Annotated in this window: 15 protein-coding genes; 2 read left to right on the forward strand and 13 right to left on the reverse strand. The window is 34.6% G+C overall.

Translation table 11 applies throughout. The features are described from left to right. Window positions 1–8 precede the first annotated feature (8 nt). The 5 genes from DF947_RS18125 to DF947_RS18145 form a co-directional block, all read right to left on the reverse strand. Window positions 9–623, reverse strand: a complete 615-nt coding sequence (locus DF947_RS18125; protein WP_109931553.1) for a TerD family protein — start codon at window positions 621–623, stop codon at window positions 9–11. A gap of 3 nt (window positions 624–626) precedes the next feature. Continuing rightward, the gene (locus DF947_RS18130; RefSeq protein WP_109931555.1) at window positions 627–1,181 is read right to left on the reverse strand and encodes a TerD family protein; all 555 of its coding nucleotides are present in this window, start codon (window positions 1,179–1,181) and stop codon (window positions 627–629) included. Window positions 1,182–1,184: 3 nt separating this feature from the next. Next, window positions 1,185–2,021, reverse strand: a complete 837-nt coding sequence (locus DF947_RS18135) for a phosphoribosyltransferase family protein (protein ID WP_109931557.1) — start codon at window positions 2,019–2,021, stop codon at window positions 1,185–1,187. Next, window positions 2,018–2,716, reverse strand: coding sequence for an HAD family hydrolase (locus DF947_RS18140; protein ID WP_109931559.1), 699 nt, complete (start codon window positions 2,714–2,716; stop codon window positions 2,018–2,020). Before DF947_RS18140 ends, DF947_RS18135 begins: the two co-directional genes overlap by 4 nt. Before the next feature lie 108 nt (window positions 2,717–2,824). Then, a complete protein-coding gene (locus tag DF947_RS18145; protein ID WP_109931561.1) occupies window positions 2,825–3,640 on the reverse strand; it encodes a TerC family protein in 816 nt (271 codons plus the stop codon). A 313-nt stretch (window positions 3,641–3,953) separates the two neighbouring features. Here DF947_RS18145 and DF947_RS18150 point away from each other — a divergent pair, with 313 nt between their 5' ends. Beyond that, window positions 3,954–5,555 carry a beta-galactosidase gene (locus DF947_RS18150; protein ID WP_109931563.1) on the forward strand — a complete coding sequence of 534 codons (1,602 nt, stop codon included), beginning with the start codon at window positions 3,954–3,956 and terminating at the stop codon, window positions 5,553–5,555. A gap of 55 nt (window positions 5,556–5,610) precedes the next feature. On the opposite strand, the gene DF947_RS18155 is transcribed toward DF947_RS18150, so the two are convergent. The 7 genes from DF947_RS18155 to DF947_RS18185 form a co-directional block, all read right to left on the reverse strand. Beyond that, on the reverse strand, window positions 5,611–6,627 hold the full coding sequence (locus DF947_RS18155; protein ID WP_167398027.1) for a WD40/YVTN/BNR-like repeat-containing protein: 1,017 nt from the start codon (window positions 6,625–6,627) through the stop codon (window positions 5,611–5,613). A gap of 7 nt (window positions 6,628–6,634) precedes the next feature. Beyond that, the gene (locus DF947_RS18160) at window positions 6,635–7,066 is read right to left on the reverse strand and encodes a DUF2147 domain-containing protein (protein WP_109931565.1); all 432 of its coding nucleotides are present in this window, start codon (window positions 7,064–7,066) and stop codon (window positions 6,635–6,637) included. A 96-nt stretch (window positions 7,067–7,162) separates the two neighbouring features. Continuing rightward, window positions 7,163–7,543, reverse strand: a complete 381-nt coding sequence (locus DF947_RS18165; RefSeq protein ID WP_109931567.1) for a DoxX family membrane protein — start codon at window positions 7,541–7,543, stop codon at window positions 7,163–7,165. Between the two features lie 90 nt (window positions 7,544–7,633). Beyond that, window positions 7,634–8,056: a VOC family protein gene (locus DF947_RS18170; RefSeq protein WP_109931569.1), complete on the reverse strand. Its 423-nt coding sequence runs from the start codon at window positions 8,054–8,056 to the stop codon at window positions 7,634–7,636. 29 nt (window positions 8,057–8,085) lie between these two features. Beyond that, entirely contained in the window at window positions 8,086–8,478 is a 393-nt protein-coding gene (locus DF947_RS18175) for a DUF1801 domain-containing protein (RefSeq protein ID WP_240615410.1), read from the reverse strand. A gap of 12 nt (window positions 8,479–8,490) precedes the next feature. Further along, on the reverse strand, window positions 8,491–8,997 hold the full coding sequence (locus tag DF947_RS18180; RefSeq protein WP_109931573.1) for a DinB family protein: 507 nt from the start codon (window positions 8,995–8,997) through the stop codon (window positions 8,491–8,493). A 3-nt stretch (window positions 8,998–9,000) separates the two neighbouring features. Further along, window positions 9,001–9,495, reverse strand: coding sequence for a DinB family protein (locus DF947_RS18185; RefSeq protein ID WP_109931575.1), 495 nt, complete (start codon window positions 9,493–9,495; stop codon window positions 9,001–9,003). 129 nt (window positions 9,496–9,624) lie between these two features. Between DF947_RS18185 and DF947_RS18190 the strand changes: the two genes are divergently transcribed. Continuing rightward, the gene (locus tag DF947_RS18190) at window positions 9,625–10,587 is read left to right on the forward strand and encodes a GlxA family transcriptional regulator (RefSeq protein ID WP_109931577.1); all 963 of its coding nucleotides are present in this window, start codon (window positions 9,625–9,627) and stop codon (window positions 10,585–10,587) included. Between the two features lie 500 nt (window positions 10,588–11,087). On the opposite strand, the gene DF947_RS18195 is transcribed toward DF947_RS18190, so the two are convergent. Further along, window positions 11,088–13,298: an alpha-galactosidase gene (locus tag DF947_RS18195; RefSeq protein WP_109931579.1), complete on the reverse strand. Its 2,211-nt coding sequence runs from the start codon at window positions 13,296–13,298 to the stop codon at window positions 11,088–11,090. Between the last annotated feature and the right edge of the window lie 110 nt (window positions 13,299–13,408).

Here is a 13,408-nt window from a genome sequence, read left to right on the forward strand (position 1 = left end):
GCTTAAGGCTATAAATAGGTTTGAGCTACTGTTTTAACGGTATCTTCTAGTTTTTTATCTTTTGTAGGCTCGCCAATTGCATTGAATTTCCATTCTCCATTTTTCTTATAAAAAACACCCATCACCATAGAAACATGACCAGCAAAGTTCGATCCATGCGCAATATCGTAGGTTGCAAAAACTTCATTTACTCTTTTAGTGGTTCCTTCGTAAATGCGGATGGATGCAAATGGAATGGTTCCGAAATCGTGGCCTCTAAAACTGTTCAAAACAAACGCAACATAACTTACGCTTGCATCAAGCCCTGAAAAATCTAACGTAATAATTTCATTATCCAAGCCATCATCGCCACCCATATCTCCGGTTAAATCATCACCGCTATGTTTAACTGAACCGTTTTTTGATTTTAAATTTCCAAAATAAACGACTTCTGTTAATTGTTTATTTTCGTTAAACAAGGCACAGCTTGCATCTAAATCAACCGCTTCTTTTGATGATCCGAAACCGAACAATCCTTTTTTCTCAATTGCGCCCCAGTTAATACCTACACAAACATTTTGTAATTTACTTCCGTTGCTTTTTTCTAGACTTATACGTTGTCCTTTTTGAAGATTGATTGCCATAACTTATTGATATTTATTGATATAATCCTGTAAACCACCTTTCATTCCAACACCTACAGCCTCGAATTTCCATTTGCCCTCGCGTTTGTAAATTCTTCCAAACTCTACAGCAGTTTCAATTGAGAAATCTTCTTCAAGCTCATATTTTAATACAACTTCGTTGGTTACTGCATCAAAAATACGTACGAAGGAATTTCTTACCTGACCGAAATTTTGACGTCGGTTTTCTGCATCGTGAATGGTTACAACGATACAGATTTCGTTAACTTTTGCATCGGCTTTAGTTAAATCAACCTTAATTTGTTCATCATCGCCATCGCCGTCGCCCGTTAAATTATCGCCAGTATGTTCAACAGATCCATCTGGAGAAACCAAATTGTTATAGAATACGAAGTTTTCATCAGAAATTAATTTTTTCTGATCGCTTAATAAAAAAACGGAAGCATCTAAATCAAAAGCAGAGCCTGTAGATGAACTATTGGTATCCCACCCTAAACCTATTGTAAATTTAGGAGCATCGATGTTTTCTCTTTGCCCCTTTTGCAAATTAATAGCCATATTTTAAATTAATTTATAATTGTTGTTTTTTATGTAATTCTTAATAAGATGTAAGTTTGTTGTATAAGCTTCTATTGTATGGTAATTGTTGCCTAATGAAAGATCGTAAAGCTGATTTATAAAACGGTTATCTCTTCGTTCCAAAAAGATTGAAAAGCTGTTGGCACTCGTATTTAAAATGTATTTCACAATCCTTGTGTTGAAGCAGAAATTTCCGCTTTCGATGATTTCCTCTAAATCAAAAATAGATTTTATTTGATGATAGTTAAGGAAATTCTCAACATTTGGATGAATATTTTTATTAACCAATTCGGCAAAATAAAGCATGTGGATTTCGTTCTTTAAACCATATTCCTTTGCCATTTTAAGAATCATTCTTTCATGGCTTCCGGTAATCTTGATATCATCCAGAAACAAGAGTGTTTTGCCTTCTAAAAAATCTTTGTCGATGTGGAAAGAATCATTGCCGATCAACATCATCCGCTCTTCTGCGCTCAGTTCACCATAATCTTCCTTATAGGTAATGGTTCTGTGCACCTTAGCTTCTTGAATTGATAAACCGCCATTTTCGACCAGCCAGCGGTTCAGCTGACTTACGAAATAGTTTTTCATGGCAAAAGTTGCCGTTGGAATAAAACTATATGGGCTGGAAATAACCACAATCTGATCGGTGATTAAATTATCGGCAAGATAATATTTAATAAAACCATCGGCCAAATCTTTGCCGAATGATCGTGCAACCAAATCGTCGCCAAACTTAAAACGACTATAATCGTTGGCATCGAAACCAAAATCGACTGTGTTATCTATTTTATGGAGTGAATAGCTATATGGAATCATGAGAGTAGGTGTAAAATAGATAAATTATTTGAATTGATAAGCAAACCATTAATACCAATTGCATGTGCGCCCTTTACATCGGCTACGGGGTTATCCCCAACATGAATTACTTCTGTAAGTGCAAGCTCTGGATGTTTCTGCCTATCGATGGTATTTAACATCAACTGGAAGAATTCTGGATTGGGTTTAGACATCCGCACTTCATCAGAGTAAAGCTGAAAATCTATAAACTGATCGATCTGTAAATGATTTAATACTTTTCTCAATGTTTTACCTTTTATAAAACCAGTGTTGCTCAATATATTGGTTGAGCTTTTGCTTTCTGATTCTTTAATTTTAGATAGAACGGGAATGCAATTGTTACAGTATAACAGAGGCATGTGCGTAAGCAAAAGATCTTCCATTTCCAGATAAAGCGCATTTAAATCTACCTCATCATAATTGAAAGAAAAATCATTGATCATTGTGATGACCATGAGATACATTTCATCAGCATCTACATTTTTACCTGTTTTTTCGTTAATGGCATTTACCATTAAATCAACCTGACGGAATATTACAGCAATCTCTTCAATGCTTTTTTGCTTAGCATTAAAATTTTTAAAAAAGTATTTCGTTCGTTCCTGTTTAAACGTAGGATTAGATTTAATCAGCGTTAACCACAAATCGAACGAGTAATGTTTGTAAAAAGCCATTAATGGTTTGTTTTCCTTATCTAGTGTAAAATGAATACTAATATTACAAATTAGACTTACAATTTGAAATATGTGTATATAGAATTTACATTAAAGACGTACCCAAATTTAAGATTGCTCTAAAACCTCCTCAGCTTTATCAGCTACTTGGATATCGCTTTTATGTTTTTTGGGATAGTTAAATAATAAGGAAGAAAGTACGGGTAGAATAAATATGGCAACGGTAAAAATTGAGACAAAAAGGTCTGTTTTTTCGCCTTCTATTGCATGAGAAATTGGAGAATCGGGTTGAAAATGGGTAAATAACGATGAGGTTAATTTTATTCCCAAAACGCCGATAACAATGAAGGCAACGGTTTCTAAGAAAGTAAATTTTTCCATCAGTTTCACAAAAGCCTGAGCAACAAAACGCATGGCTAAAATACCAATGAAAACACCAATATAAATTAACCAGATGTGATCGGTAAAGGCAACCGCAGCAAAAACATTATCGATCGAGAAGGCAAGATCCATTACTTCTACCAAAGCCACAGTAGCCCAAAAAGTACCCACTAAGCCTACTGTAGATTTGTAAATCCAGCTTTTGCTTTTATCTACCTCTTCTTCGGCTTCATTATTCTTTGAATTTTTCTTTCTGAAATAATCAAAGGCAAGGTAAAGCAGATATAATCCGCCAAGAGGCTTAAGCCACCAAATTTTAACTAACCAAGCGGCTAAGAACAAACAAATTCCGCGAAAAACATAAGCACCTATTATTCCGTATTTTAATGCTTTATCTCGCTGGCTTTTAGGCAAATCCATTACCATTGTTGCTAAAACGGCAGCATTATCAACAGAAAGAAGACTTTCTATAACGATTAGATTTAAAATAATAAGTAGTCCAGCCTGAATATCATCGCCTAAAATTGTGTGTAAGAAATCCATAGATCTAATAGTAAGTTCGTCAAATTAAATTTAGTACAGCAAAGAAACAAATTATTCCCGTTCCTAAAAGTTTTGATCATTATATTTTGTATCAATAATATTGTTTATTAGAACATAGTAGAAATAAACTGTTACAAATTGTAAGTTTTTTTATTGTAAAAACTTACACTCGTTTTGAATCTAAGTGCAAATGCAATTGACAATCAACAACTTGACGATTAAAACAAAAATTAAACATCTGACATTCAGTTAATTATTTTATATTTGAATGTCCCATTCAATTATATTAAAACATATAACTCCCTGCATTAATATGAAGTATTTCATCATCCCACTTTTGTTTTTTTTTATTTTCACGGCTTGTAGAAAGCGAAACAATGGAGAAAACTCTGATGATCTTACCAATTCTACAATTGTTACTCCAGCTGGAAATGGAATTGCATCATCCACCACTCCATTCAAAGATTATATTGCAGTAAATGCATTTGAATGGGATGTTACCCAACAAAATCAACCAGATGTTATAGATGAAACTAGGCTTAATCTCTTAAAATCATTTTCAGGAATAAGGCACTATCTTGATTGGTCAAGAATAGAACCACAACAAGGCAAATATACTTTTAGTCCAACACATAACGGAGGCTGGGATTATGACGTAATCTACCAGAAGCTGAAAGATTCTGGCATTGATGTTTTAATTGATTTAAAAACCTGCCCAGATTGGTTATTCAATACTTATCCAGCTGATCAAAGAGATGCAGAAAATGTGCCTGCTCCTTACGGATCGGATAGAAGCCTCCCATCTTCTTATGTTATTCAAGCAAAAGCTGGCTTTCAACTGGCTGCGAGATACGGTACCAATAAAAATGTTGATCCTACCCTCTTCACTGTAGATGCATCTTTAAGATGGACGGGAGATAAAGCCAACACCGTTAAAATTGGTTTAGGTTTGATTAAGTATATTGAATGTGATAACGAACGAGATAAATGGTGGAAAGGAAAAAAAGCAGAACAAACGCCTGAAGAATACGCGGCTAACATGTCTGCTTTTTATGATGGAGATAAAGGCAAATTGGGTAAAAATGTTGGTATAAAAACAGCAGATCCAAATATGGTTGTGGTAATGGGCGGACTTGCTACAGCTGATCCTAACTATGTGATTAAAATGATTGAATGGTGCAAAAAAAATAGGGGAACAAAACCAGACGGAACCGTTGATTTATGTTTTGATGTAATTAATTATCATCTATATTCCAACAATGCCTTTGCGAATGGTGGAAATGCAACGGTTGGTGTATCGCCTGAGCTTTCTAACATTGGAACTGTTGCTGATAAATTTATTGCGATGGCCAAGGATAATGCCAACAATACTCCTGTTTGGATAACGGAAACGGGTTATGATATTGGAACACAAACACCACAAAGAGCTATTGCTATTGGAAATAAAACATCTTCTATAACACAAGCAGACTGGAATTTAAGAACATCGCTCTTATACGCTAGAAAAGGATTAAAGAGATGCATGTTTTACATGCTTGATGACGTTGATATCAACAGCACTACCCAATACTCATCTTCAGGTTTCGTAAATTCAAATTTAACAAGAAGACCATCTGCAGATTATATGCTACAAACAAAGAATCTTTTAGGGAATTACTATTATAATTCTACACTGAGCGCAGATCCGATTGTAGATTTATACAAACTAGACAAAAAAGAAATTTACGTATTGACGATTCCTGACCAAAAAGGTAGAACCGCAACGTATGAACTTAATCTAGGTGATGCTAAGCAGGCAATTATCCACACTTTGCAACCAGGTAAAGATGTTACCATAGATAAAACGGTTAATACCGTAAATGGAAAATTAACCATCGAAGTTTCTGAAACCCCGATATTTGTTGAGAAACTTTAATTAAAATAATCATAAAAAAATCCTCATTTGCTTTAAATGAGGATTTTTTTATGTTTTATTTGATTTCCAATTGAAAGATCGATCCTTTTTCTCCTGCTAGCACGATTAAATTTCCCTTCGGCGATTTTTGAACGGCATTAAAACTCTTATCAGAAATATGTTTCCAGTTTTGGCCATAATCGGTAGAAATATCGGTTCCGGAGGTTCCTGTAGCAACCAATGTTTTTTTATTAATGAAAGTAACGCCAGAGCGATAGCCAAAAACCGGAGTAGTTGGCTTTTGCCAGGTTTTGCCGCCGTTATTGGTTAACAATATATTGTTCGTATTTTCTTTGTCTTTAACATAATTACCACCAACTACAATTCCATTTTTAGCATCATAGAAATCCATTGAAAATGGACCTGTACTGTTTTCTCCCTGCCAAATTGGGCATTTGAATATTTGCCAGGTTTCTCCATAATCCGAAGAATAATAAATATTAGAAACCATTCCGCCGCTTGCAATCCAAACTTTTCCTCCTGGCAAAGTTTTAACTGTAGTACCACTAGCGGCAAAACCAGCTTCACCATCTGCTAATGGCAGTTTAAGATGATCTGAAATATCTACCCAAGTTTTACCGGCATCAGCGGTTTTCAATAATTGCATTTTATTTTTAATCGGATCACCAAAAATTATTCCGTTGTTTTTATCCCAGAAACCTAAGCCGTCTAAAAAAATAGCCGTATCTAAATTTTTATAGGTTTCAGTCCATGTTTCTCCTCCATCAATTGTTTTTAAAACATAAGCAGGAGAACCCGCATTAACAATTATTGCTTCTTTATCATTAAAGGCTTCAATGTCTCTAAAATCCAATTTGTCATATCCTTTAGGTTTTATCCATAGCCAGTTTAACCCGCCGTTAGTTGTTTTACCTACTGTTCCATTGCTTCCACTTACCCACATTACATGATCAGAAACGATATTTAATCCTCGCAAACTGGTTTTAGTATTTTCGTTTAACGCTTTAAGCGAATACGTTTGGGCAGCGCAAAAAAAAGGTGCTATTAAAAAGCACCAGATTATTTTTTTCATCAATTTTTTATTTAACTCTTCTGAATGTTTCCGATCGGCCAAGAAGTGAAATTCCAACATAACCGCGAACGTTTAAAACATCGTTCCCTTTTAAAGTCATGTTGCAACTATAAGTTTTACCACTTTTTGGATCGTAGATGGTTCCATCTGTCCATTTACCTTCATCGTAAACAAAGTCTTTCAAAATTTCTAAGTTTAACAATGGCCGTTTTTTTAGATTTTCTGCTGGATTATTAGCATCCAATTTTGGCTTTCCATTTAGATTTGGTTCTTTTAGCCAAGCCAGTTTGCCATAATATTTATCGCCTTTTTTGTAAATCTCGATTTGTCCTTCTCCTGATGGATTTAACCATTTACCCACAATGGCATCTTTATTTTGGGCAATTGCGTTATAAGATATCGCAACAAATAGTAGCATTAAAAATGGGAGCTTTCTCATAATAATTTTTAGTTAGTGTTTTTAAAGATAGTGATTTGACCTTTATAACAGTAAAAAACATCAAAAATTATGAGAAAGCAAAAATATCTTTAAAAATTACTTTGCAACCAGCATTGAAGTATAATTTTTACGATACGCATAAGCCAGAAATAAATTTGCCAAGAGCAAAACTACAGCCATTGGTAATTGGGCAGGGCCTAAAAATGCATGATAAAGCAAGATGTTTAAAGTAACCGGAAAAATAACCACTACTGCCAGCGGAACAAAGCGACCAATAATCAGCGCAAGCCCACATACAAGTTCGGTAATTTTAATTAATGGAAATAAATATACGGAAGCCATAACCCCCGACATAAACGTCTTTTGATCAGCAGACATTTCTGGCTGTTTCATTGGGAGATGCAGGAAATAAGCAACTGCTCCAAACACAAAAAGAGCTCCAAGAAGTACTCTGACAATGATAACTGCAATTTTCATAAAATCTAGTTTTGGTTAAGTGATGATTTGGTTAATTTAAATTTACAAAAAGCAAGATTAAAATCTCACTTTTTGTAAATTAAAGGAAAATTATTTCGTTTTGTAATCATGGTTAACCATCCACTGGATACCAAATTTATCTGTAAGCATTCCAAAAAGCGCTCCCCAAAACATTTTATCAAGAGGCATTGTTACGGTTCCTCCTTCCGATAAGCCATTGAAAAGTTTTTGTGCTTCTTCTTCAGTTTCTGCATCTACCGATAAAGAAATGCCCGTTCCATAAGTGGCAAGTGGCATTGGGGCAGTAACATCTGTACCCATCAAAACGTTTCCGCCAATTGGTAAAGCTATATGCATTATTTTCTCTTGCTCATCCGCCATCATGCCATCGCAAGCAGGGGTATCCTTAAAGCGCTGAACCGTTATAAATTCACCTCCAAATACTGATTTATAAAAGTTAAATGCTTCTTCTGTGTTGCCATTAAAATTTAAATACGAGTTAACTGTTGCCATTGTTGTTGTTATTTTATGCCCTAGGGCGGTTAATTATGGTTTGTTTTGTTCATTAGTTTTATCCAGTCTTTTACAAAGTCCTGAAGCTTACGAGCCTTAGCATTGATATCTTCCAAACTGTAAAATCTTGCCTCTCGCCTATCTTTCCACTCGCCTTGCAACAATCCATCACTTTCAATCATATTTCCATTATAAAAAATAAAAATAATCTGCACGTATCCTTTAGCTCGAAGATTAAATGCAGCCAAATCTTTTACATAATAAAAGCTTGGTGAGTTCCATTTTACCCTTTCCTGAAGCTGATTGCTGGCATCGAGAATTATAGACCTTAAAAGTTCAACCTCTGCTTTAAATGGATGTTCTAAATTAGCCATGTAGCGATCTACTTCTTCCCTTCCTGATAATTGAGTTTGCTTAGTCATTATCTATATAATTTATGCTAACTCTAACTTACTGTTAATATTTTTGAATTGCCAAACATGGCGTTGAGTATGCGCAATTACAAAATTTATGGCTTCTAATCTGGTTAAGTATCCATAAACTGGAAGTTTAAATGCCAAACAGGTTTTAGTTAAATCAAGATCTTTTGCTGAGGATGCGATATCATTTTTGATCGAAGTCAAGCTTTCTAAAAGCTCTTCTTTATGATATTCCTTTTTCTCAGGACAGATAAAATCTGGAGCATCCATCTTAATATCAAGGTTTAAAAAATCAGCCTTAATTTTGGCAACCATTTCATCTGCAGGCCTACTGGTTTCTCCCGTTGGTCCATTTAAAACCTCGCCAAAACCACTTGTAGCTAAAATTATGTGTTGTGCCAGTTGTCCGGCAGTCCAACTTCCTTCAAACGGAACCGCATTAATTTTATCTTTTCTTACAGAATTTAATTCGGATTGGAATGTTGAGAATGTTTCTTCTAATTCTTTAATTAGTTTTTCCATAATTTACATATAATTCATGCCGGGATAGTTTAACAACCTTCTCCATAAGGCAATTTGACCAATACAGTTTGCATCTCGGTAGGTGCTGAAGGATATCATCTCGAACAGTGTAATTTCCATGCCAGGCATTTTGTACATTTCATCTAATTTTTCTTCTGTAGCATTAATTAAAGCATCTTGTAGCAATGGAGAAATTTTTTCCCAATCTTTTTTAAGATCAGCTAAGCTTGGATAAACTGCATCATCAATAATTCCTTTATTATCTTTAAAAAGTTCATCCGTTACAGAATTTAATTCAATCCCAAATGATTTTGCCAGGTAATACCTTCCATATACTATACTTCCGGTAATCCACGCAATATGATTGGCTTTCGTATCCAATCTTTTTTGAGCATCTTCTTCTTTAATCCCATCCAATGCTCTAATTAAAAAATCTGTGTGCATTTCGAATAAAACTAAAATGCCGTACAGTCTATTACTAATTGTCTTTATTTTCATATCTATAATGATTGTTGGTGTAAGTAAAATTAAGTGATAATCCCGAAATCGGTACTTGCTGTAAAAGTCAATATTGGGGGGCATTTAAGACAAATTTTATATATTTATCCAAATTAAAATCCTAGCCTAATGATTAAAATAGCGGTATTACTCACTCAGCATTATAAATTATTAAGTGTTGCTGCAATTTTGGATGTTTTTGAAACAGCGAATAAGTTTCATCAAGAAATGGGAAAAGAATCGCCTTACGAGATTTACCTATTGAATAATGGAGACCATAAAAATGACTTTTTTAATGCTTATGCTTCAAAATCCATTGCCGAAGATGATGTATACAATTTAATTGTGATTCCTGCTTTTACCACCGATGATCTTAAATCTACACTAGGGTTAAACAGCCAATTTATTCCCTGGTTAAGTAAACAATATTATAAGGAGGCAGAAATAGCTACAGTTTGCACAGGTGCATTTTTACTTGGGTCAACAGGCTTACTGGATGGAAAAGTGGCAACAACTCATGTTGATGCGTGTTCGGCTTTTTCTAAAGCTTTTCCAGCGATAAAATTAAGACCAGATAAAACGGTTACACAAGATGGAAAACTTTATACAAGTGGTGGGGCAACTTCCTCGTTCCACCTGCTTTTACATTTACTTCAAAACCATTGCGGAAAAGAAATTTCGATAAAGGCCGCTAAAATTTTTGCAATTGATATGGATCGGCAAAATCAATCGTACTTTAGTTCCTTTCAGCCTGCCAGACATCACAATGATGATTTAGTGGCTTCAGCTCAAGAAAAAATTGAGCTTAATTATCAAGATGTGTCTACAATTGAAGAAATGATTAAGGATATTCCATCTAGTAGAAGAAATATTGTTAGGCGATTTAAACAGGTAATCGGCATTACCCCAATAGAATATTTACAACAAACCAGAATTGAGGCCGCAAAAAAACTTTTAGAACAAACGGCACAGCAAATGACAGAGGTTATATATAATTCAGGTTATAATGACCCAAAGGCTTTTAGAAAAGTTTTCCGCAAAGCTGTTGGTATGACGCCTTCTGAATATCGTGATAAGTTTCAGGCAAGATAAATGTGTTGTAGTAAAATAACTTTTAATGGGGTAAAGATTTTACCATCCTCAAATATCCAGATGAAGCTAGGCATTGTCTATATTAAAATACGTTTACTTTAAACATATAAAGTCTTATTAAAACCAAGTTTTATTTTATTAAAAACTTATCAATTAATGTTAGTAACATTTTGAAAATAAATGCGTTATTGAATAAAATTTATGATAACTTAACATTTAAATAACCTAACCAAATAATATTTCTTATGAGCACATTCCTATTAGCCGTTCTAATATTTTACGCTTTCTCATTTTGTATCATAACTTATTGCTATTATTCTGCCGAGCAGATTCCTAGATATTATGATGAATTTTAAATATTTTCGCTCTTATCTTCTTTAAAATTATTTATCCATATTAAAACATATTAATTTTTGATAGAGATGTGTTACGCCTCATGATTAGGCTTATGTTGGATTAAATTTTTCAATAAACAACCAATGCATATGGATAATGCCGGTTTACGAAGCTTCAGTCAGTTTTATTACCACACTCGTTCTACTCGAATTCACATCTGGATTAAAGCCAATCTTCATTAGAAAATCTCCACTGTAAATCTTGCTATCATCGATTGATGATTTCGTACCTGGATATAAATTGATCTCTTTAAGCTTATATCTTTTTGATGGGTCAAGTCCTTGCATTTTAATTGGAAACTTGCTATTTTCTCCAAACCTATTGTTAACCAGATAATTAAAAATGATACCGGACGATTTATCCGAATTTAAATACAACATGGATGCTATGCTTCCTTCTCTTGGATTTGATAAACGGAACTGATCTCCTTGCCAAATAACAGCTTTATTGTCATTATAATTTTTTATTGCCTCCTGGCAGTAACGAAGATCATTTTCTGGCAGTTTGCTCACCACAATATCGAAACCCAATTTGCCCATCATGGCCACATCCGTTCTAAATTTAATGGGCTGTTTGCCCCAATCGGTAACATGATTTGAACTGCTTATTGCTGGATAGAAATAGGAATACTCCCACTGAATAAAAATACGCTCCATTGGATCGGTATTATCACTAGGCCAAAATTCTGTAAAATATTTCAGTGCGGCATAATCTACCCTACCACCACCGCCAGAACAAAGCATCATTGGCACTTGTGGGTATTTGGCCCTGATTCTTTCCAAAACGGAATACAGCCCTTTAACATAATCGATATAAAAACTCGATTGATCTTTTAGGTGAGAAGAATAGGCATTGTAAATTACAGCGTTACAATCCCACTTGATGTAAGCCAGAGTTGGGTTATCGGTAAATAACTTATCTACAATTCCGTACACAAAATTTTGAACCTGCGGATTGCTCAAATCTAAAACCAACTGATTTCTAAAATAATATTCTTGGCGTTTTGGTTGTTTTATTACCCAATCTGGATGTTTTTCGTAAAGCTCACTTTTCGGATTGACCATTTCGGGCTCGATCCAGATTCCGAATTTTACATTATTATTCTGTGCTTCCTTAACCAAAGATGAAATGCCATTGGGCAATTTACTTTTGTTTTCCTGCCAGTCGCCCAAGCCTGCATGGTCATCGTTGCGTGGATATTTGTTTCCAAACCAGCCATCATCCAAAAGAAACATATCTACCCCAAGTTTTTTGGTATCCTTTAATAATTCGGCAAGTTTCTGTTCGTTAAAATCGAAGTACGTTGCTTCCCAGTTATTTAAAAGGGTTAATCGATCGCCCTTTCCATTCAGTAGCTGATAATTGCGAGCCCAGTTTTGAAGCTTTCTACTTGCACTTCCTTTTCCCTGATCAGAAAAAGTATACAGAAACTTTGGCGTAACAAAAGATTCGTTCGGTTTTAGTTTGTAGGGAGATGCATAATTATTCATCCCTGCAATAATGCGGAGGTTATCCTGATAATCCAATTCCAAATCGATGCGAAAATTTCCGCTCCATTCCATTGCGCCATACAAAACACTGCCCTGATTTTCAGTTGCAGGCTGATCTAAAGAAACCATAAATACAGAAGGCTGAAATAGATTTGCCCGAGTGCCCAACTTGCTATCAAGTGTTTTAATTCCGTGTGTTATTTTGCTTTCTTCGGGTTGCATTTCCTTTGCCCAATCGCCATGATATTGCCTTAACCAAAATTTTTCTGCCTTTAAATGTAAATTGGCCGAAGCAAATTTTTGTAATATAACATTTCCCTTTTCATGGTGTTCAATTTCTGTCCATTGCTCAATTACATCTTCTTTAAAGTATAATTTATAATTTAGCTTAACATAAAAATCGTAAGCAGGATCTTTAAGCACAATAGAAATAATAGATACGTTATCATCAATTTTTTGAGTGCCATGAGAAAGATATTCCAGATTGAGACTGTTATTTCCATCGCTATGTGTAATGGAAATTGCTGGTTCAACCAAATTTCTGGAACCTGATGGAGTATAAGCAGAGTTTAATTGTCCGGTGTAATCGCTGGTTTGCTTATATGTACCGCTTATTTCCGCATATTCTTTTTGCGAATTAAGTTTTTTACCAAAGTAAATGGTGTTTACATCTAAACCTGCCCCTATTTGAAGTACAAATGCATTGTGTTCGGTTTCTATCGGAATGATAACTTGAGCAATTGCAAGGTTCGAAATCACTAAAACGGTAAAAGTAATTCCAGTTCTCTTTATAAGGCTCTTAAGGGTTTTAGATAAGTTTTTCATTTGGTTATTTAGATTGGTAATCCGGTTATTCGCTTAAAAGGATTAATATAATAAAATACAATTTAGAAATTATTTTAGCTTTCTAATAAATGTTCGTCAATTCGGCTACA

This window comes from Pedobacter paludis, assembly GCF_003173575.1.
GTDB lineage: Bacteria > Bacteroidota > Bacteroidia > Sphingobacteriales > Sphingobacteriaceae > Pedobacter > Pedobacter paludis.

Excerpts from the sequence above, each read along its gene's own strand:
- DF947_RS18155 (WP_167398027.1), bottom strand. The coding sequence starts at position 6,627 with ATGAAAAAAATAATCTGGTGCTTTTTAATAGCACCTTTTTTTTGCGCT.
- DF947_RS18170 (WP_109931569.1), bottom strand. The coding sequence starts at position 8,056 with ATGGCAACAGTTAACTCGTATTTAAATTTTAATGGCAACACAGAAGAA.
- DF947_RS18125 (WP_109931553.1), bottom strand. The coding sequence starts at position 623 with ATGGCAATCAATCTTCAAAAAGGACAACGTATAAGTCTAGAAAAAAGC.
- DF947_RS18185 (WP_109931575.1), bottom strand. The coding sequence starts at position 9,495 with ATGAAAATAAAGACAATTAGTAATAGACTGTACGGCATTTTAGTTTTA.
- DF947_RS18135 (WP_109931557.1), bottom strand. The coding sequence starts at position 2,021 with ATGATTCCATATAGCTATTCACTCCATAAAATAGATAACACAGTCGAT.
- DF947_RS18130 (WP_109931555.1), bottom strand. The coding sequence starts at position 1,181 with ATGGCTATTAATTTGCAAAAGGGGCAAAGAGAAAACATCGATGCTCCT.
- DF947_RS18140 (WP_109931559.1), bottom strand. The coding sequence starts at position 2,716 with ATGGCTTTTTACAAACATTACTCGTTCGATTTGTGGTTAACGCTGATT.
- DF947_RS18160 (WP_109931565.1), bottom strand. The coding sequence starts at position 7,066 with ATGAGAAAGCTCCCATTTTTAATGCTACTATTTGTTGCGATATCTTAT.
- DF947_RS18145 (WP_109931561.1), bottom strand. The coding sequence starts at position 3,640 with ATGGATTTCTTACACACAATTTTAGGCGATGATATTCAGGCTGGACTA.
- DF947_RS18195 (WP_109931579.1), bottom strand. The coding sequence starts at position 13,298 with ATGAAAAACTTATCTAAAACCCTTAAGAGCCTTATAAAGAGAACTGGA.
- DF947_RS18175 (WP_240615410.1), bottom strand. The coding sequence starts at position 8,478 with ATGACTAAGCAAACTCAATTATCAGGAAGGGAAGAAGTAGATCGCTAC.
- DF947_RS18165 (WP_109931567.1), bottom strand. The coding sequence starts at position 7,543 with ATGAAAATTGCAGTTATCATTGTCAGAGTACTTCTTGGAGCTCTTTTT.
- DF947_RS18150 (WP_109931563.1), top strand. The coding sequence starts at position 3,954 with ATGAAGTATTTCATCATCCCACTTTTGTTTTTTTTTATTTTCACGGCT.
- DF947_RS18180 (WP_109931573.1), bottom strand. The coding sequence starts at position 8,997 with ATGGAAAAACTAATTAAAGAATTAGAAGAAACATTCTCAACATTCCAA.
- DF947_RS18190 (WP_109931577.1), top strand. The coding sequence starts at position 9,625 with ATGATTAAAATAGCGGTATTACTCACTCAGCATTATAAATTATTAAGT.